The 17,641-nt window shown below is 66.7% G+C and carries 12 protein-coding genes and 4 pseudogenes; 6 read left to right on the top strand and 10 right to left on the bottom strand.

Annotation, left to right across the window (positions count from 1 at the left end; all coding sequences use genetic code 11):
• Positions 1 to 24 precede the first annotated feature (24 nt).
• Complete coding sequence (locus BAY1663_RS09435) at positions 25 to 786, bottom strand: phytanoyl-CoA dioxygenase family protein (RefSeq protein WP_037039887.1); 762 nt, start codon at positions 784 to 786, stop codon at positions 25 to 27.
• 171 nt (positions 787 to 957) lie between these two features.
• On the opposite strand from BAY1663_RS09435, the gene BAY1663_RS09440 reads away from it, so the two are divergent.
• Complete coding sequence (locus BAY1663_RS09440; protein WP_037039889.1) at positions 958 to 1,482, top strand: cytochrome b; 525 nt, start codon at positions 958 to 960, stop codon at positions 1,480 to 1,482.
• A 9-nt stretch (positions 1,483 to 1,491) separates the two neighbouring features.
• Here the strand turns inward: BAY1663_RS09440 and BAY1663_RS09445 are convergent, their stop codons facing one another.
• The 3 genes from BAY1663_RS09445 to phhA all read right to left on the bottom strand — a co-directional run bounded on the left by BAY1663_RS09445 (position 1,492) and on the right by phhA (position 3,981).
• The gene (locus BAY1663_RS09445) at positions 1,492 to 2,688 is read right to left on the bottom strand and encodes an amino acid aminotransferase (protein ID WP_037039892.1); all 1,197 of its coding nucleotides are present in this window, start codon (positions 2,686 to 2,688) and stop codon (positions 1,492 to 1,494) included.
• Positions 2,688 to 3,044: a 4a-hydroxytetrahydrobiopterin dehydratase gene (locus BAY1663_RS09450; protein ID WP_037039976.1), complete on the bottom strand. Its 357-nt coding sequence runs from the start codon at positions 3,042 to 3,044 to the stop codon at positions 2,688 to 2,690. Before BAY1663_RS09450 ends, BAY1663_RS09445 begins: the two co-directional genes overlap by 1 nt.
• 151 nt (positions 3,045 to 3,195) lie before the next feature.
• Positions 3,196 to 3,981: a phenylalanine 4-monooxygenase gene (gene phhA / locus BAY1663_RS09455; RefSeq protein WP_037039894.1), complete on the bottom strand. Its 786-nt coding sequence runs from the start codon at positions 3,979 to 3,981 to the stop codon at positions 3,196 to 3,198.
• A gap of 256 nt (positions 3,982 to 4,237) precedes the next feature.
• On the opposite strand from phhA, the pseudogene BAY1663_RS09460 reads away from it, so the two are divergent.
• Positions 4,238 to 5,793 (top strand): annotated as a pseudogene (locus tag BAY1663_RS09460) (sigma-54-dependent transcriptional regulator).
• Positions 5,794 to 6,000: 207 nt separating this feature from the next.
• Here BAY1663_RS09460 and BAY1663_RS09465 read toward each other — a convergent pair.
• From BAY1663_RS09465 to BAY1663_RS22970, 3 genes and pseudogenes are all read right to left on the bottom strand, one after another.
• Positions 6,001 to 7,375, bottom strand: a pseudogene (locus tag BAY1663_RS09465) (L-serine ammonia-lyase).
• A gap of 286 nt (positions 7,376 to 7,661) precedes the next feature.
• On the bottom strand, positions 7,662 to 8,723 hold the full coding sequence (locus tag BAY1663_RS09470) for an HD-GYP domain-containing protein (RefSeq protein ID WP_037039896.1): 1,062 nt from the start codon (positions 8,721 to 8,723) through the stop codon (positions 7,662 to 7,664).
• 3 nt (positions 8,724 to 8,726) lie between these two features.
• A complete protein-coding gene (locus BAY1663_RS22970; protein WP_051497104.1) occupies positions 8,727 to 12,572 on the bottom strand; it encodes a response regulator in 3,846 nt (1,281 codons plus the stop codon).
• 474 nt (positions 12,573 to 13,046) lie between these two features.
• Between BAY1663_RS22970 and BAY1663_RS09480 the strand changes: the two genes are divergently transcribed.
• Positions 13,047 to 14,045, top strand: a complete 999-nt coding sequence (locus BAY1663_RS09480; RefSeq protein WP_051497105.1) for a TRAP transporter substrate-binding protein — start codon at positions 13,047 to 13,049, stop codon at positions 14,043 to 14,045.
• A 102-nt stretch (positions 14,046 to 14,147) separates the two neighbouring features.
• Here BAY1663_RS09480 and BAY1663_RS09485 read toward each other — a convergent pair whose 3' ends face one another.
• Positions 14,148 to 14,546: a DUF488 domain-containing protein gene (locus BAY1663_RS09485; RefSeq protein WP_037039902.1), complete on the bottom strand. Its 399-nt coding sequence runs from the start codon at positions 14,544 to 14,546 to the stop codon at positions 14,148 to 14,150.
• Positions 14,547 to 14,761: 215 nt separating this feature from the next.
• Between BAY1663_RS09485 and BAY1663_RS09490 the strand changes: the two are divergent.
• The 3 genes and pseudogenes from BAY1663_RS09490 (at position 14,762) to BAY1663_RS09500 (ending at position 17,052) form a co-directional block, all read left to right on the top strand.
• Positions 14,762 to 15,114, top strand: a pseudogene (locus tag BAY1663_RS09490) (hypothetical protein).
• Between the two features lie 66 nt (positions 15,115 to 15,180).
• A pseudogene (locus tag BAY1663_RS09495) lies at positions 15,181 to 15,619 on the top strand (CopD family copper resistance protein).
• Positions 15,620 to 15,801: 182 nt separating this feature from the next.
• Positions 15,802 to 17,052, top strand: coding sequence for an acyl-CoA dehydrogenase family protein (locus tag BAY1663_RS09500; protein WP_037039903.1), 1,251 nt, complete (start codon positions 15,802 to 15,804; stop codon positions 17,050 to 17,052).
• On the opposite strand, the gene BAY1663_RS24440 is transcribed toward BAY1663_RS09500, so the two are convergent.
• Positions 17,030 to 17,185, bottom strand: a complete 156-nt coding sequence (locus BAY1663_RS24440; protein WP_164838445.1) for a hypothetical protein — start codon at positions 17,183 to 17,185, stop codon at positions 17,030 to 17,032. The genes BAY1663_RS09500 and BAY1663_RS24440 overlap by 23 nt on opposite strands.
• A 52-nt stretch (positions 17,186 to 17,237) precedes the next feature.
• Positions 17,238 to 17,627 (bottom strand): hypothetical protein, encoded by a 390-nt coding sequence (locus tag BAY1663_RS09505; protein ID WP_037039905.1) that lies wholly within the window; start codon positions 17,625 to 17,627, stop codon positions 17,238 to 17,240.
• Positions 17,628 to 17,641: the final 14 nt, after the last annotated feature.

Raw genomic sequence — 17,641 nt, forward strand, 5'->3', positions numbered from 1 at the left:
GGCGCCGCTGTGCACGGTGGCGGCTCAGTCGTACTCGGCCGGCTCGTGCTCGCCGAGCAGGCGGCGCTGGCGCGGCGTAGCGGCGGCCAGCACCTCGGGCGCGAAGACGAAGTGCAGGTACGGCGAGAACTTCTGGGCGATCATCCGCCGCCCATAATGCACCTGCAGCAGGTAGCGGCTGCGGTCCTGCGTGCGGTTGCGGCTGCCGGCGTGCCAGAGGTCGCTGCGAAAGAGCAGCACGTCGCCGGCCTGGCACAGCACCGGCTCGGCCTTGTGGCCCTGCCACTGCGTTTCGCCTGGGCGCGGCTTGCGTCCGGCGCGATGGCTGCCGGGAATCACCAGGGTCGGGCAGAGCTGCGCGTCGATGCGGTCGAGGTACAGGTGCGCGGTGCAGACCTGCATCGGCAGCTCGAAAGCCGGATCGGCGAGCAGGCTTTCCGGCAGCTGCATGGCCAGGTAGTCGGCGTGCAGTTCGCCGCCGACGAAGCCCGGATGGCTGCGCCAGGCGGTCTGGCCGATCACGTGGCAGTCCTCGCCCAGGGCCGCTTCGGCCAGCTCGATCACGCCGGGCAGGTCCAGGTACGGCAACCAGAACGGCGAGCGATTGAAGACGCACTTGTAGTGATCGTCCACCAGCCCCTGGTAGTCCCAGTGGATCGGCTCCAGGTCGTCGATCGCCGCGCGCAGTTCGGCGACCCGCGTGGGCGTGATCACGCCCGGCAACAGCACGAAACCCTGCTCGTGCAGGGCTCGCAGGCGGCTCGCAGTGAGGCTGTCGGGCGACATGGCAGGCGACGTTTCCGGTTGCTCGGGTCGCTACAAGGATAGCCGTGCCGGCCATGGCCTGCGGCTCAGGCGCTGTTTTCGGTCAGCTTTGGGTAAAGGGATTTCAATCCTGCGGGCGCATTGGGGGACAATCCCCGCCCGTTCATGTTTCGCTGAAAACCGGATGTACCGATGACCCGCCCTCGTTTCACCAGGTTGCAGATCGCCTGCCACTGGCTCACCGCCGCACTGATCCTGCTGATCGTCGCGTTGCCCTACGGCAGCGAGGCATTCTTCGAAGCCCTGCTCGGCGGCAAGGGCAATGTGTTCACCCTGCACAAGTCGCTGGGCGTGCTGGTGCTGCTGCTCACCGTGCTGCGTCTGTTCGCGCGGCGCCGTGCCGTCGAGCCGTTGCCGGCCAAGCCACAGCTGGAGCGCTTCATGGTCGCGGCCGGCCACGGGGTGCTCTACCTGTTGCTGCTGGCGCTGCCGCTGTCCGGCCTGCTGTTCGGCAGCCGGCCGTTCAGCCTGTTCTGGCTGGTGGAGGTCGGCCCGCTGCCGCTGTCGTCCGATGTGCGCGGGCTGGCCAAGGATGTGCACATCCTCGGCCAGTACCTGTTGTTCACCATGCTCATCGGCCACGCCGGCGCCGCGCTGTGGCACCACTACGTGCGGCGCGACGATACCCTCAAGGGCATGCTGCCGCTGCTGCGCTGAGGCCTGCGCTCAGCCCTGCACCACGCGCGCAATGGCTTGCGCCAGCTGGTCCAGGCGCTCGGCATCCAGCCCGGCGACGTTGGCGCGGCCGGTCTCGAGCAGGTACACCGCATCCTCGGCACGCAGGCGGCGCACCTGCTCGGCGCTCAGCCCGGTGTAGGAGAACATCCCGCGCTGCCGGGCGATGTGGGCGAAGCGCTGGTCCAGGCCGTAAGGCGTCAGGGCCTCCACCAGCCCGCGGCGCAGGCTGGCGATGCGCTGGCGCATGCGCTCGACCTCGTCCTGCCAGATCTGCCGCAGCGGGTCGTCGGCGAGGATCGCCGCCACCACCGCGGCGCCATGGGCCGGCGGCGTCGACCAGAGGTTGCGCGCCAGCGAGGCGAGCTGGCTGCGCACATCCAGCAGGCGTTCGGCATTGGCGGTGATGGCCAGCAACGCGCCGGTGCGTTCGCGATACAGGCCGAAGTTCTTCGAGCAGGAGCTGGTGATCAGCATTTCCGGCAGCGTTTCGGCGAACAGCCGCACCGCCCAGGCGTCCTCTTCCAGGCCGTCGCCGAAGCCCTGGTAGGCGAAGTCGAACAGCGGCAGCAGTTCGCGCGTGCGCACCACGTCCAGCACCCGCAACCAGTCGTCCTGGCTGAGATCGAAGCCGGTGGGGTTGTGGCAGCAGGCATGCAGCAGCACGACGTCGCCCCGCGGAATCTGCTGCAGGACGGCGAGCATGCCGTCGACATCGAGGCGGTTGTCGGCACCAACATAGGGGTAGTGGTTGACCGGCAGGCGGGCGGCGGCGAAGAGGGTTTCGTGGATCGGCCAGGTCGGCTCGCTCAGCCAGATGCCGCGTCCGGGCAGGCACTTGGCGATGAACTCGCCGGCCAGACGCAGCGCCCCGGTGCCGCCGGGCGTCTGCGTGCAGCCGGCGCGGTGCTCGCTGAGGGCGATCGAGCGGCCGCCGAGCACCAGACGCAGCAACTGGGCGCCGAACTGCGGGTCGCCGTGGCCGCCGATGTAGCTCTTGGTCTGCTCGCTGTCCACCAGCCGCTGCTCGGCCAGCTTCACCGCCCGCGGGATCGGTGTCAGGCCCTGGGAATCCTTGTAGACGCCGACGCCGAGGTCGATCTTGGCCGGGTTCGGATCGCTGTTGTACAGCTCCATGAGCCCGAGGATCGGATCGCCGGGTACGCGGGAAATCTGACCGAAGTGCATTACTTGCGTCCTTCTGCCGTGCTCGCGAGCTGATCGGTGCGCGCGGCCATGATGAAGTCGTTGCGGTGCAGGCCCTTGATCGAGTGGCTCCACCAGGTGACGGTAACCTTGCCCCATTCGGTGAGCAGCCCGGGATGGTGGCCCTCGGCTTCGGCGATCTCGCCGACCGCGTTGGTGAAGGCCAGGGCGTGCCTGAAGTTCTTGAACAGGAAGACCTTCTCCAGCTCCATGTGGCCGTCGCGGGTTTCGATGTTCCAATCGGGAATCTCGCGGATCAGCGTGGCCAGTTCCTCGTCGGAGACCTTCGGCGCGTCGGCACGGCAGGCTTCGCAGTGGGCTTGGGTGAGGGCGGTCATGGTTCGGTCCTTTTGTTTGATCATTTAAACAATGTAGGGTGGAAAACCGCGCAGCGTTTTCCACGCGTCGGTTTCGGCCTGCACGTTTGGCCTGCACAGGCCGAGCGGCGGCCTCGAGCGACGCGTGGATAAGCCTTCGGCGTTATCCACCCTACGCTGCCTTGGGCGGGAATTTCGGTGCGCGCAGGCCGAGGTGCATGGCCTCGTGGACCAGCGCCATGATGTCCTGGCGAGCCAGGTCGAACAGCGCGTGCAGGTCCGGCAGGATGAAATACAGCGGCTGCAGGATGTCGATGCGGTAAGGCGTGCGCATGGCTTCCAGGGCATCGAAGGGCTGCTGCTCGGGCACCTCGGACAGGCTGTAGAGCGTCTCCTTCGGCGAGGAGAGGATGCCGCCACCATAGATGCGCCGGCCGGCCGGGGTGTCGACCAGGCCGAATTCGATGGTCATCCAGTACAGCCGCGCCAGGTAGACGCGCTCCTCCTTGCTCGCGCGCAGGCCGAGCTGGCCGTAGGTATGGGTGAACTCGGCGAACCAGGGGTTGGTCAGCAGCGGGCAGTGGCCGAAGATCTCGTGGAAGATGTCCGGCTCCTGCAGGTAGTCCAGCTCCTGCGGCGTGCGGATGAAGGTGGCCACCGGAAAGCGTTTGCTCGCCAGCAGTTCGAAGAAGGTCTGGAACGGGATCAGCGCCGGCACCCGCGCCACCTGCCAGCCGGTGCTGGCCTGCAGCACGCGGTTGATTTCGCCGAGCTGAGGGATGCGCTCATGGGGCAGGGCGAGTTGCGCGAGGCCATCGAGGTATTCCGGGCAGGCGCGACCGTCGAGCAGCTTCAGCTGCCGCTCGATCAGCGTCTGCCAGACGGCGTGTTCGGCGTCCGGATAGTGGATGTGCCCCTGCGCGTCCGGTTCGCGGGCAACGTAGTGGGTGGTTTTCATCGGTACTCCTGCGCCGCTCGGGCATCTTGTTGTTCTCGATGCCCCATTCGAACGCGAGCGCATGCCCGGGGCGAGGCCTTGCTGCGGCGTGTTGTCGCAGGCGCTCGGGCGTTTTTGTAACGAAAGCATGACGATCGCCGCAGTCATCGGATGGGCGGCCTTGTCGATCGCTGTGCATGGCAAATAATCTTGACGGAAATTTGCGGGCATCGCTGAAAAGCCCGCCGCCCCCGACAACAACAACAGGGCAGCTCCCATGCGTATCAAGATCCATTGCCAGAACCGCGTCGGCATCCTGCGCGACATGCTCAACCTGCTGGTCGACTACGGCATCAACGTCGCCCGTGGCGAGGTGGGCGGCGAGCAGGGCAACGCCGTCTACCTGCACTGCCCCAACCTGATGAACCTGCAGCTGCAGGCGCTGCGGCCGAAGATCGAGCGCTGCCGGGCGTGTTCGAACTGCGCAAGGTCAGCCTGATGCCCAGTGAACGGCATTCGCTGGAACTCAATGCCCTGCTCGGCGCGCTGGACTTCCCGGTGCTGTCGATCGACATGAGTGGCGCCATCGTCGCCGCCAACCGCGCGGCGGCGCAGCTGCTCGGCGTGCGCGTCGACGAGGTGCCGGGCATGAGCCTGTCGCGCTACGCCGAGGATTTCGACCTGCCCGAGCTGGTGCGTGCCAACAAGGCGCGGATCAACGGCCTGCGGGTGAAGATCAAGGGCGACGTGTTCCTCGCCGACATCGCCCCGCTGCAGTCCGAGCACGACGACAGCGAGGCGCTGGCCGGCGCGGTGCTCACCCTGCATCGGGCGGATCGGGTAGGGGAGCGCATCTACCAGGTGCGCAAGCAGGAGCTGCGTGGCTTCGACAGCATCTTCCAGAGCTCCAAGGTGATGGCCGCGGTGGTGCGCGAGGCGCGGCGCATGGCGCCGCTGGATGCGCCACTGCTGATCGAGGGCGAGACCGGCACCGGCAAGGAGCTGCTGGCGCGCGCCTGCCACCTGTCCAGCCCGCGCGGGCAGTCGCCGTTCATGGCGCTCAACTGCGCCGGGCTGCCGGAATCGATGGCCGAGACCGAGCTGTTCGGCTACGGCCCCGGCGCCTTCGAGGGCGCGCGGCCGGAGGGTAAGCTCGGCCTGCTGGAACTCACCGCCGGCGGCACGCTGTTTCTCGATGGCGTCGGCGAGATGAGCCCGCGGCTGCAGGCCAAGCTGCTGCGCTTCCTGCAGGATGGCGGCTTCCGCCGGGTCGGCAGCGACGAGGAGGTCTATCTCGACGTGCGGGTGATCTGCGCGACCCAGGTGGACCTCTCCGAGCTCTGCGCCGCTGGCCAGTTCCGCCAGGACCTCTATCACCGCCTCAACGTACTGTCGCTGCACATTCCGCCGCTGCGCGACTGCCTGGACGGCTTGCAGCCGCTGGCGCTGCATTTCATCGACCAGGCCAGCCGACAGATCGGCTGCGCCCTGCCGACGCTCTCGCCGCAGGCGCTGGAGCGGCTGGCCGGCTACCACTGGCCGGGCAACGTGCGCCAGCTGGAAAACACCCTGTTCCAGGCGGTTTCGCTCTGCGAGGGCGGCACCATCAAACCCGAGCACATCCGCCTGCCGGGCTACGGTGCGGCGCAGCCGCTGGGCGATTTCTCCCTGGACGGCGACCTGAGCGCCATCGTCGGGCGCTTCGAGAAGGCGGTGCTGGAAGGCCTCTACGCGCAGTACCCCAGCAGCCGCCTGCTGGGCAAGCGCCTCGGCGTGTCGCATACCACCATCGCCAACAAGTTGCGCGAGCACGGCATCGGCAGGGAGGGGTAAGTGGCGCGCGCTGGAGGTCCGCTCGGGCCTCGGTGCGGTGTTGGGCTTCGCCGCTGCGCGGCTCAGGCTGCGCGCCCTGTCCCAACCTACGATCGGCATCGGCCGTAGGTTGGGTTGAGCGCAGCGAAGCCCAACGAGTGCGGGGCGTCTGACGAACCGGGTTCCCACGAACCAGGCGTTCCGGTCCGGTTCGTGGGATGAATCACTTCAGCATTCGATGATGTTCACCGCCAGCCCGCCGCGGGCAGTCTCCTTGTATTTACTCTTCATGTCGGCGCCGGTCTGGCGCATGGTGCGGATCACCTTGTCCAGCGAGATGAAATGCCGGCCGTCGCCGCGCAGGGCCATGCGCGCGGCGTTGATCGCCTTCACCGCACCCATGGCGTTGCGCTCGATGCAGGGCACCTGGACCAGCCCGCCGACCGGGTCGCAGGTCAGCCCGAGGTTGTGTTCCATGCCGATCTCGGCGGCGTTCTCCACCTGTTGCGGGGTGCCGCCGAGCACCTCGCAGAGCGCGCCGGCGGCCATCGAGCAGCTACGCCGACCTCGCCCTGGCAGCCGACCTCGCGCCGGAGATCGAGGCGTTCTCCTTGTAGAGAATGCCGATCGCCGCGGCGGTGAGCAGGAAGCGCACCACACCGTCCTCGCTGGCGCCCGGCACGAAGCGCACGTAGTAGTGCAGCAGCGCCGGGACGATGCCGGCGGCGCCGTTGGTCGGCGCGGTGACCACGCGCCCGCCGCTGGCGTTTTCCTCGTTCACCGCCAAGGCGTAGAGGTTGACCCAGTCCAACACGTTGAGCGTGTCGCACAGGTTGGCCTCGGGGTGTTCGCTGAGCTGGCGGTACAGGCCCGCGGCGCGACGGCGGACCTTGAGCCCGCCGGGCATCACGCCTTCGGTGCGACAGCCGGCGGCCACGCATTCCTGCATCACCCGCCAGATCTCCAGCAGCCCGGCGCGGGTCTGCGCCTGCGGGCGCCAGGCGGCTTCGTTGGCCAGCATCAGCTGGCTGATGCTCAGGCCATGCGCCGTGCAGTGGCCGAGCAGCTCGGCGGCGCTGTGGAACGGGTAGGGCAGCGCGGTGGCGTCCTCGACGATGCGGTCGCTGCCGGCGGCCTGCTCGTCGACGACGAAACCGCCGCCCACCGAGTAGTACTCCCGGCTGCGCAGTTGCAGGCCGGCGGCATCGAAGGCGCGGAAGATCATGCCATTGGGATGGTAGGGCAGCGCCTTGCGGATGAAGGCCAGCTGTTCGGCGACGTCGAAGCGGATGGCCTTTTCGCCGAGCAGGCGCAGCTCGGCGCTTTCGCGGATCGCCGCCAGGCGTGCCGGAATCGCCGTGGTCTCCACCGACTCGGGTTGTTCGCCCTCCAGCCCGAGCAGCACCGCCTTGTCGCTGCCATGGCCCTTGCCAGTGGCGCCGAGCGAACCGTACAGCTCGACCTTGACGCTGGCGGTGGTCTCCAGCAAGCGGTCGCGGCGCAGGCCCTCGGCGAAGCGCCGCGCCGCGCGCATCGGCCCGACCGTATGCGAGCTGGAGGGGCCGATGCCGATCTTGAACAGGTCGAAAACGCTGAGGGACATGGGCGGCTCCGGTGGCGTGATTGCCGGGATACTCCTAGCCTAGACCGCGTGGCCCGTCGATAGTGACAGAGCGGGGGCCGTTGGGGGAGCGGCCGGGGATTGGCGGCGAGGCCGTTGCGCACGGCGGTGGCCGTCTGCTCGGCCTGGTCGATGGCGACCTTCGATCTGCCTGGAGCCGATGGCGTCTTCCCCTGAGGCCGTGCAGCCTGGTGGAAAACGCTTCGCGGTTTTCCACCCTACGCGCTCCTCCGAGATTCGACGTGGTCCCACCCTACGGGGGAAGCCCCTACGCCAGGTCGGTATCCAGCAGGGCGCCATGGCGGTCGGCGTATTTCTCGCGGATGTGCAGGATGTCCGGCAGCGCCTGTCGGAATGGCTCGATCAGCGCCGGATCGAAATGCCTGCCGGCCTGCTGCTCGATGTAGTCCAGTGCATCCTCCACCGCCCAGGCCTTCTTGTAGGGGCGTTCCGAGGTGAGCGCGTCGAACACGTCGGCGATGGCGATGACGCGCGCCATCAGCGGAATCTCCTCGCCGCGCAGGCCGCGCGGATAGCCGCTGCCGTCCCACTTCTCGTGGTGGCAGAGGGCGATGGTACGGGCCGCTTGCAGCAGCTCGTCGCAGTGGTCGCCGATGATGTCCGCGCCCATCTGCGCGTGCTGGCGCATGATCGCCCATTCCTCGGCGTCCAGCCTGCCCTGCTTGAGCAGGATGTGGTCCGGCACGCCGATCTTGCCGACGTCGTGCATCGGCGCGGCGTTGAACAGCATTTCGGTGAAGTTATCGCCGAAGCCCGCCGCCTGGCTGAGCAGACGCGAGAAATGGCTCATGCGGATGATGTGGTTGCCGGTCTCGTTGTCGCGGAATTCCGCGGCGCGGCCGAGGCGGCGGATGATCTGCAGGCGGCTGTTGTTCAGCTCGGCGGTGCGCAGGTTGACCAGGCGCGTCAGCTCGCGGGTCTGGTCGTAGAGCGCCAGGTGGGTCTGTACCCGAGCCAGCACCAGGTGCGGGCTGATGGGCTTGGTGAGGTAGTCCACCGCGCCCAGTTGCAGGCCCTTGCGCTCGTCCTCGATCTCGCTCATGCCGGTGATGAAGATGACCGGGATGGCGCGGGTGTCCGGATTGCGCTTGAGCCGCTCGCAGATCTGGAAACCGTCCAGCCCCGGCAGCATCACGTCCAGCAGGATCAGGTCCGGCGGGTCCTCGGAGAAGGCGATGCGCAGCGCCTTCTCGCCGTCGAGGGCGACCCGGGTGCGGTAGAAGGGCGCGAGTACTCTGGTGAGCAGGTCGATGTTCTGCGGCTGATCGTCGACCACGAGGATGGTGCTGGGCTGTTCGGTTCCGGTCACGGTCTATCCCTGTCTGTGTGGTTGCGCCGAGGCGACGTGCGCGTCGCGGTTTCCTGTCATTTCGTGGGTGAGTTCCGCCACCAGTGCCAGGGCTTCGTCGAACGCGTAGCGCGCGACCAGCCCGTTCAGTTCATCGGCCGTCGCCCTGCGCTGCATGACCCTCAATTGCTCGACGATGCCCGGCGCCTCGCGCAGTGCGGCGGCATCGTCGGCGCGCAGCAGCGTGGCCAGTCGATCCAGCTTGCCGAGCAGCAGTTGCCGCTCGCCCGCGACCTGCTCCGACGGCTCCTCCCGCACGGGTGGCGGCAGCGCATGATGGATGTCCTCCAGCAGTCGCTCGAGCGTCTGTTCGAGCGCGGCGACGGCCGTGGGGGCGGGGGCGTGCTGCGGCTGGCGGAGCTGCTGCTCCAGGGCGGCAGCCTGCTCGGCCAGCTGCGCGGCGCCGATGGTTGCGGCGAGCCCCTTGAGCGTGTGGGCGATGCGCGCGGCGCTGGCGCGATCGTCCCCGGCGAGTGCCTGGCGGATGCGCTCGACGCTGTCGGCCTGGGTTTCGCCGAAGCGGCGGATCAGGTGCTGCAGCAGTGCCGCGTCGCCGGCCAGGCGGTCGAGGGCCTGCGCCTGTTGCGACAGAGCGGGAATCGCCGGCAGCAAGGCGACGTTCGCCGGCGGCTCGGCGGTCGCGGGGGGCGGTGGCGCCTGGCGCGGCGTGATCCACTGGCGCAGGGTGATGAACAGCCGCTGCACGTCGATCGGTTTGGCGATGTGGGCGTTCATGCCGGCGGCCAGGCAGCTTTCCTTGTCACCGGCCATGGCGTTGGCGGTCATCGCCAGCACCGGCAGGTCGAGCAGGCCGAGCTGCTGGCGAATCCGCCGGGTCGCCTCGAAGCCGTCCATCACCGGCATCTGGCAATCCATCAGGACGCCGTCGTAGTCGCCGTGCAGCAGCATTTCCAGGGCCTGCGCGCCGTGCTCGGCGACATCCACGTGGATGTCGGCCTGGTCGAGGATGTCCACCGCCATTTCCTGGTTGACCGGGTTGTCCTCGACCAACAGCAGGTGCGCGCCGCGCAGCGCTTCGCGGGCCTGGCGGTACTCGCTCGCCAGCAGGTTGCGCTGGGGCTGGCGCGCGGCCTGTTTGCCGAAGGCGTTGAGGATGGTGTTGAGCAGCATCGAGGGGGTCACCGGCTTGATCAGGACCGCCTCGATCGGCAGGTCGCCCAGGCTCGCCAGCAATTCGTCGCGGCTGTAGGCGGTGGCCATGACGAACAGCGGCGTCTCGGCCACCTGGCTGGCGCGGATGTGGCGCACGGCTTCGACGCCGCCCATGCCGGGCATCAGCCAGTCCATGATCACCAGGCGATAGGGGCGGCCCTGCTGCTGGGCGCGCAGCAGTTCGTCGATGGCGTCTTCGCCGCGGCTGAGGGTGGCCACCTCGAAGCCCAGCGAGCCGAGCATGGCGGTGAAGATCTGCCGTGCGCTGGCGTTGTCGTCCACCACCAGGATGCGCATGCCCCTTACGTCCTCGTCGCACACCGGCAGTTCGCGCTGTTCCTGCTGCAGGCCGAAGCGCGCACTGAACCAGAAGGTACTGCCGGCGCCGGGCGTCGATTCGACGCCGATCTCGCCGTGCATCATTTCCACCAGGCGCTTGCTGATGGTCAGCCCCAGGCCGGTGCCGCCATGGCGCCGTGAGGTGGATGAGTCAGCCTGGGTGAAGGCCTGGAACAGCTTGCGGCGGTCGTCCTCGCCGATACCGATGCCGGTGTCGCTGACCTCGAAGCGCAGGCCGACGTCCTCTTCGCCGAACGCCTCGACGCGGATGGCGACCTTGACCTCGCCGTGCTCGGTGAACTTGATGGCATTGCTGAGCAGGTTGAGCAGCACCTGGCCGAGCCGCAGCTGGTCGCCGACCAGCGCGGTGGGCACGTCGGTGGCGATGTCGAAGAGCAGCTCCAGGCCCTTGTCCTGGGTGTTGATCACCGAGAGGTCGGCGAGGTTGTGCATGACCTCGTCGAGCTGGAAGTGCGCCTGTTCGAAGGCGAGCTTGCCGGCCTCGATCTTGGAGAAATCGAGGATGTCGTTGATGATGCCCAGCAGCCCCTGGGCGGCGCCGTGGACCTTCTCGATGTAGTTGCGCTGGCCGGGGGTGAGGTCGGATTGCAGCGCCAGGTGCGACATGCCGATGATGACGTTCATCGGCGTGCGGATCTCGTGGCTCATGTTCGCCAGGAAGTCCGACTTCATCCGCGCCGCCTCCTCGGCCAGCCGGCGGGCTTCGCCGATGACGCGTTCCGATTCCTTCTGCGCGCCGATGTCGATCAGGGTGCCGACCAGCCCGCTGATGCGCTGCTCGCTGTCGGTGAAGCTGGCCAGGGAATAGATCACCGGATGCACGTGGTCGTCGGCCAGCGGGATCTCCGCCTCGAGGGTGAGCGTGCCGCCCTGGCGCAGCAACTCCTGGTTGCGCTCCTGGAAAAAGTCCCGCTTGTCCGCCGGCAGCCTGATCAGGTCCTGCACGGTCTTGCCGAGCAGGTCGTCCTCGCGTAACGCGAAGGCGTCGAGAAACGCCTGGTTGAAGCCCAGGTAGCGGCCTTGCGCATCCTTGAAGAACACCGGGTAGGGCAGGGTATTGAGCAGCACGCGCTTGAAGTTGAGCTGATCGGCGATGGTCTGCTCGTAGGCCATGCGCTGGCTGACGTCGCGCAGCACGGCGCAGAGGCAGATCCCCTGTTCGTCCAGGTAGGGCATGCGCGTCATGCTCATTTCCAGCGGCAGTTCGCGGCCGGACTTGGTCTGGCCGATGTAGCTGCCGGCGCGGCTGCCCACCGCGAGGGTGCCGCCGCGCTGCAGGAATGCCTCGCGCATCAGCGCGTGTTTGGTGCGAAAGCGCGCAGGCACCAGCAGGTCGGCGTCGAGGCCGAGCAGCTCGCCGGGCTGGTAGCCGAACGTCTCATGCATCCTCGGATTGGCCATGAGGATGATGCCGCGGTCATCCACCACCACCATGGGGTCTGGCGACGCCTCGATGATGTGGCGGTACCAGGATTCGGTGCTCCTGAGCTTCAGGCGCTGGCTTTCCAGTTCTGCCATGGTGTTCTGGTAGTCCTGGAGCGCCCGCGAGAGGTTGCCCAGCTCGTTGTTCTCGGCCTGGCTGAAGTCCAGCCCGCGCTCGCCCTGCGCCAGGCGGTGGGTCTTGCGGGTCAGGTCCTCCAGCGGATCGAGCACCTTGCGCTTGTACAGGTGGAAGAGCGTGACCAGCACCAGCAGGAGGGTCAGTGCCATGGCCAGCAGGGCCGCCAGCATGGCGTGCTGCACCTTGCGGTTGAGCTGCTCGAGGACGGCGGGCATGCGGTTGCGCATGTTCTGGGTGATATCGGCGATCAGCTCGTTGAGCGCCATCTTGTGCGCGCGGTAGCGCGTGCCGTAGATCGTGTCCAGCGCGGTGGTGCCGTCGCCGCCTTCGGCGAAGGCGAATACGGCGGCCTCCATGGCCGTCAGCCTGGCCGAGGCTTGCCGCGCCTGCTCCAGCAGCGCTCGCTCGCTCTCGAGGACCGGATGCTGGTGCAGCGCGGCGAGCAACGGCTCGCGCCCGCCGAACCGTTCGATGGCTTGCCGATAGGCTTCCAGGTAACGCGGCTGGCGCGTGTAGGCGTAGCCTTCGGTGGTATCGGTCAAAGCTTCGTTGGCGCGCTGGAAGCGGTTCAGCATCTCGCTGGCCAGCTGGATTTCCAGCAAGCCGTCGCGACGCTCCTGTGCCAGGGCGAATGCCAGCAGCACGCTGATGCAGGCTATGCCCAGCAGGCCCATCACCAGCAGGGAAACGAGATTGCTGAGCTTTCGAAGCTTCACCGAGGAGGCCGCCTTTTGGATTCAGAAGGGTGGTTGAGCGAGCAGCGAGGCCCGTTGTTTCGATGATAGCCACTAGCCAGTCTAGAAGGGCTTTTCACACCTGCACAGGTCATATGCGACTAATGTTGCGCGAGCTGTGACAGAGCCTTGCGCGGCGGTCTGTTTTGGTGTTGCGAGGCCTTGCGCGGGCTGTTCGCGCAAACGTGAACCAGTCCGCAAGTGCAGGCTGGCCATGTGGGCGCATGCTTGTCGCGGCGTTGTGTATGTCGAACACTTCGCCTCACCTGCGGGCGCGGCCGATGCTCGGTTCGCACGCAGGGCATTCCAATAAAGGCAGCCGGTGGACACCGCCGTGAATGAGCTGCCTCCGATGGGCCGCTGCCCGCAGCGCAACGGCTTCATCCATTCATTTCACTGACAGAATCGAGCGGCGCTCACGAGGTGCCCAGCTCGACGCATTGCATTGGGGGCTCTATGTTCAGGTCTTGCGTTACCGCAGCGCTCGCGGCGCTGTATCTTCTGGTTGCTCCGGCCATGGCCGCCGATGGCGAGCCGGTGGTCATCAAGTTCGCCCACGTGGTGGCGGATGACACACCCAAGGGCAAGGGCGCCCTGCTGCTGAAGAAGCTGGTTGAGGAGCGCCTGGCCGGCAAGGTCCGGGTCGAGGTGTACCCGAACTCGACGCTGGTCGGCGACGCCGAGGAAATGCAGGCGCTGTTCGACAACAAGGTGCAGCTGCTGGCGCCGTCGATGTCCAAGTTCGCGCCCTACACGAAGAAGCTGCAGGTGTTCGACCTGCCCTTCCTGTTCGACGATGCCGAGGCGCTGCAGCGCTTCCAGAAGCGCGAAACCGCGCGCCAGCTGCTGCGTTCGATGGCCGACTATGGCGTCTACGGCCTGGCCTACTGGAACAACGGCCTGAAGCAGCTTTCCGCCACCACGGCGCTGCGCACGCCGCAGGACGCCAGCGGCCTGGCGTTCCGTATCCAGCCCTCGCCGGTGCTCGAGGCGCAGTTCGCCGCGGTCGGCGCCAAGTCGGTGGTGCTGCCGTTCGCCAAGGTCTACGAGTCGCTCAAGGGCGGCGTGGTGCAGGGCGCCGAGAATCCCTGGTCGAACATCCTCAGCCAGAACATGCACAGCGTTCAGCCCTATATCACCGAGAGCAACCACGGCGTGCTGGACTACATGCTGATCACCAACAACGAGTTCTGGTTGAGCATGCCGTTCGCCCTGCGCTCCGAGCTGGAAGGCATCATTCTCGAAGTGACCCAGGCGGTGAACCGCGAGGCCGCCGCCGTGAACCAGCGCGATCGCGAACGCATTCTCGCCAGCGGCCGCAGCCAGCTGATCACCCTGACGGCGGAAGAGCGCCAGCTGTGGCGCGACAAGATGCTGCCGGTCTGGAACGCCTACGAGGCGGACATCGGCGCCGACGTGATCCGCGCGGCGATGACGGTCAACCGCCGGCGCTGAGGCCTTCGCGGCCCGAAGCACTCATCGCGATCCGCCGGCGCCGGCTTGCTGGCGATGCTTCTGCCTGGGCGCCGGACCATCCACCAGGGGTTCGGCACCGCCCTACGCTTGCCGGCCGGCATAACAGGCCGGCGAGCTGGGGCGATCCAACCGGTCCAGCTCTTCCTCCAGCCATTCGGCGAGCACTTGCGCGTTGTTGTGCTGTTCGTCGCGGGCGGCATAGATCAACGTCAGCGTGCCACGCTCGGCCGGCTCCAGCAGCGGCCACCAGTGTTCGGGGTGGGCCGCCAGTTCCGTGCGATAACGCTGGCGGAACTCGGCGAAGGCCAGGCTGCCGCCCTTGAAGGCGCGCCGCAGTTCGGTCGAGGGCGCCAGCGCCGGTAGCCAGGCGTCCAGCGGCAGGTTTTCCTTGCGGCAGTTGCGTGGCCAGAGCCGGTCCACCAGTACCCGTCTGCCGTCGCTTGCCGCCGCGGCCTGGTAGGCGCGTTTGCACTGGATCATGGGTTCGTTCTCTGTGCAGTGGGCTTGCAGCCAGCTTAGGCGAAGCAGGGCTATCTTGTGGGTATTTAATACCGTTATGTGTTGTGATTATTACCTTTACTGATTGGGTTCTAATGACCGTGAATTTTCCATCTTATTGATTTATAAGGTCTAAATAGTCGGCACGTTTCCTGAAAAGAATGACTGCGACAATCATTCATTCAAGAGGGCAACACATGAAAAAGTCGACGGTTCTGTTTGCGGCAGCGGCAATTCTGGCAAGCAACCTGGCCAGTGCGGACGAAATTCTCGAAGTGCACGAAGATCGCGCGGTGGGCGGCGGCTTCGGCGGGCTCAGCGGCTTCATGCTCGGCGCGGCGGCGGGCGGGCCGATAGGCGCGCTGGTCGGTGGCGGCGTCGGTTACCTGATGGGGCAGGGCGTGCAGAGTGCCACCGGCTGGAGCAGACCCTCTACGTGGTGAAGAAGGATGACGGCAGCACCTCGCGCATCCGTACCTCGGACGGTCGCTTCCTGCAGGGCGAGCATATCGAGCGTGACGGCGCACGGATCACCGCTGCTGCGAAGTAGCGGCCGTGCAGGTAGTCTTGCCTGCGCCCGCGTACGAAACGGCAACGGACCCTAACGGAGGCCCTGATGAGTTATTCCCTGCTGCATGTGCTGCATCTGCTGGCGGCGATCTTCTTCATCGGTACGCTGTTCTTCGAGGTGATGATCCTCGGGCGTATCCGGCGGCAGCTCGGCGAGCAGACCATGCTGGCGGTGGATCGGGCCGTGGGCGCCGCTCGCGGGTGGTGCTGCACTGGGTGGTGCTGTTCGTCTACGGCGCCGGCATCGGGCTGGCCTGGTATCACCGCCAGGCACTGGCCGATCCCTTGGCCAGCAGCTTCGCCACGCTGCTTTCGCTGAAGATCCTGCTGGCGATCGGCGTGTTCGTCAGCTTCGGCCTGGTGGCGATCCTGCTGCGCCGCGGGAGCATGACGCCGGCACGCTACCGGGCGCTCCACTGGGCGATCTTCGCCAGATGATCGGCATCGTGCTGCTGGCCAAGGGGATGTTCTACCTGCACTGGTAGGGCGGGTGTATCCCGCCGCACCGTCCTAGCAGGTCCTTCGCGGGCGGTGATGATTTCGGTCAAGAATGACCGCGCTTTTCGTGGTGCTGATGGCGGGCGATTCAGCCGCCGCACGCTCGTTGCGTTCGCCGCCACGGCGTCTATGGTGGCTGCATCATTCCCCGGATCAGCAGAGGTTCCGCATGAATTTCGCCTACAGTCCGCGCGTGGAAGCGCTGCGCCAGCAACTGCGTGCCTTCATGGAGCAGTACATCGTGCCGCGTATCGGCGCCTGGCATGCCGAGGTCGGCGCCGGCCGCTATCCGATCTCGTTCATGGAGGACCTCAAGGCCCTGGCCCGTTCCGAGGGGCTGTGGAACCTGTTCCTGCCGTCGTTGCGCGAGGACGAGCCGGGCATGGGCCTGAGCAACCTGGAATACGCGCCGCTGGCGGAGATCATGGGCCGCGTGCACTGGGCCTCCGAGGTGTTCAACTGCAACGCGCCGGATACCGGCAACATGGAGCTGCTGCACCTGTTCGCCACGCCGGAACAGCGCCAGCGCTGGCTGAAGCCGCTGCTCGAAGGCGAGATCCGCTCGGCCTTCGCCATGACCGAACCGGACGTGCCGTCGTCCGACGCCACCAACATCCAGACGCTGATCCAGCGCGACGGCGATGACTACGTGATCAACGGCCGCAAATGGTTCATCACCAACGCCTCGCATCCCAACTGCAAGCTGCTGATCGTGATGGGCAAGACCGACCCGCAGGCCGACACCCACCACCAGCAGAGCATGATCCTGGTGCCGTTCGACACGCCCGGCGTCGAGCTGCTGCGCAACATCCCGGTGATGAACCACATCGCCCCGGAAGGCCATAGCGAGCTGCTGCTGCGCAACGTGCGGGTGCCGGCGAGCAACCTGCTGGGCCGGGAAGGCGACGGCTTCATGATGGCCCAGGCGCGCCTCGGGCCGGGGCGCATCCACCACTGCATGCGCTCGATCGGCATGGCCGAACTGGCGCTGGAGCTGATGGTCGAGCGTTGCCAGGAGCGCAAGGCGTTCGGCAAGTACCTGCAGCAGTATTCCAACATTGGCGACTGGATCGCCGAATCGCGCATCGAGATCGAGCAGGCGCGCCTGTTGGTGCTCAAGACCGCCTGGATGATCGACGAGGTCGGCGCCAAGGCCGCGCGCAAGGAGATCGCCATGATCAAGGCGCTGGTGCCGCGCATGCACACCCGCGTGGTGGACCGCGCCATCCAGGTCTACGGCGCCATGGGCCTGACCCCGGACACGCCGCTGGCAGACATGTGGACCGGCGGCCGTGCGCTGCGCTTCGCCGATGGGCCGGACCAGGTGCACCTGCGCAGCATCGCCAGGATGGAGCTCAAGGCCAGCGAAGCCAGCCGCGGCGCGACCGCGGCCTACCTCACCCCGCCGGGCCGGCACTGAGCGGGTCGGCGCCTGGCTCCGGCCGTGCGGCCAGGACAGCTTCGCCGCTGAAGACGTAGCGGTTGCCGCCGGCGCGCTTGGCTCGGTTGCCAGTCTCCAGCCCATCCGCCGCCAGCCACGCCAGAAGTTGCATGGCGACCGCCCTGCCCGAAGGCAGGGCGGCCTCTTGCTCAGGAGATATTCGTTCAGCCTTTCGTGAGCTTGAGCAGGCCAACCGCTAGAAATAGCCAAGCAGCACCAATCCCCAAGAGCCAAGATGACCAAAGCATCCGGGGTTTAAGATGAGTCGGAAAATTCTCTATTTCATCAGGCTCCAACTCACCACGGCGCAGGTAGAAACCCGAAAGCAGTACGGTGCCTGTTATGGCATTGACCTGCATATAGCGCGCAATGAATCCAGGGCCAGCCCATATATTCAACTGGTTTCGAATATGGCGGCTGTTCGGGAAAGCTGCTTTCATTTCGTCTAGGTCGTGATAAACCATATAGACCGTGATGGCTTGCCCAATGGCCCCGATTACAAAGGGTGCCAGCATAAAAGCGAATGCCCACCAGGATGTCCAGAAGGCAGTCATGGTCTAGTTTGCTC

It is taken from the genome of Pseudomonas sp. BAY1663 (assembly GCF_000582595.1).
GTDB lineage: Bacteria > Pseudomonadota > Gammaproteobacteria > Pseudomonadales > Pseudomonadaceae > Stutzerimonas > Stutzerimonas stutzeri_AF.

Bases quoted from the DNA above. Each gene is read 5' to 3' on its own strand.
- BAY1663_RS09505 (WP_037039905.1), bottom strand. From the start codon at position 17,627: ATGACTGCCTTCTGGACATCCTGGTGGGCATTCGCTTTTATGCTGGCA.
- BAY1663_RS09435 (WP_037039887.1), bottom strand. From the start codon at position 786: ATGTCGCCCGACAGCCTCACTGCGAGCCGCCTGCGAGCCCTGCACGAG.
- BAY1663_RS24440 (WP_164838445.1), bottom strand. From the start codon at position 17,185: ATGCAACTTCTGGCGTGGCTGGCGGCGGATGGGCTGGAGACTGGCAAC.
- BAY1663_RS09450 (WP_037039976.1), bottom strand. From the start codon at position 3,044: ATGACCGCCCTCACCCAAGCCCACTGCGAAGCCTGCCGTGCCGACGCG.
- phhA (WP_037039894.1), bottom strand. From the start codon at position 3,981: ATGAAAACCACCCACTACGTTGCCCGCGAACCGGACGCGCAGGGGCAC.
- BAY1663_RS09480 (WP_051497105.1), top strand. From the start codon at position 13,047: ATGTTCAGGTCTTGCGTTACCGCAGCGCTCGCGGCGCTGTATCTTCTG.
- BAY1663_RS09485 (WP_037039902.1), bottom strand. From the start codon at position 14,546: ATGATCCAGTGCAAACGCGCCTACCAGGCCGCGGCGGCAAGCGACGGC.
- BAY1663_RS09500 (WP_037039903.1), top strand. From the start codon at position 15,802: ATGAATTTCGCCTACAGTCCGCGCGTGGAAGCGCTGCGCCAGCAACTG.
- BAY1663_RS09445 (WP_037039892.1), bottom strand. From the start codon at position 2,688: ATGCACTTCGGTCAGATTTCCCGCGTACCCGGCGATCCGATCCTCGGG.
- BAY1663_RS09440 (WP_037039889.1), top strand. From the start codon at position 958: ATGACCCGCCCTCGTTTCACCAGGTTGCAGATCGCCTGCCACTGGCTC.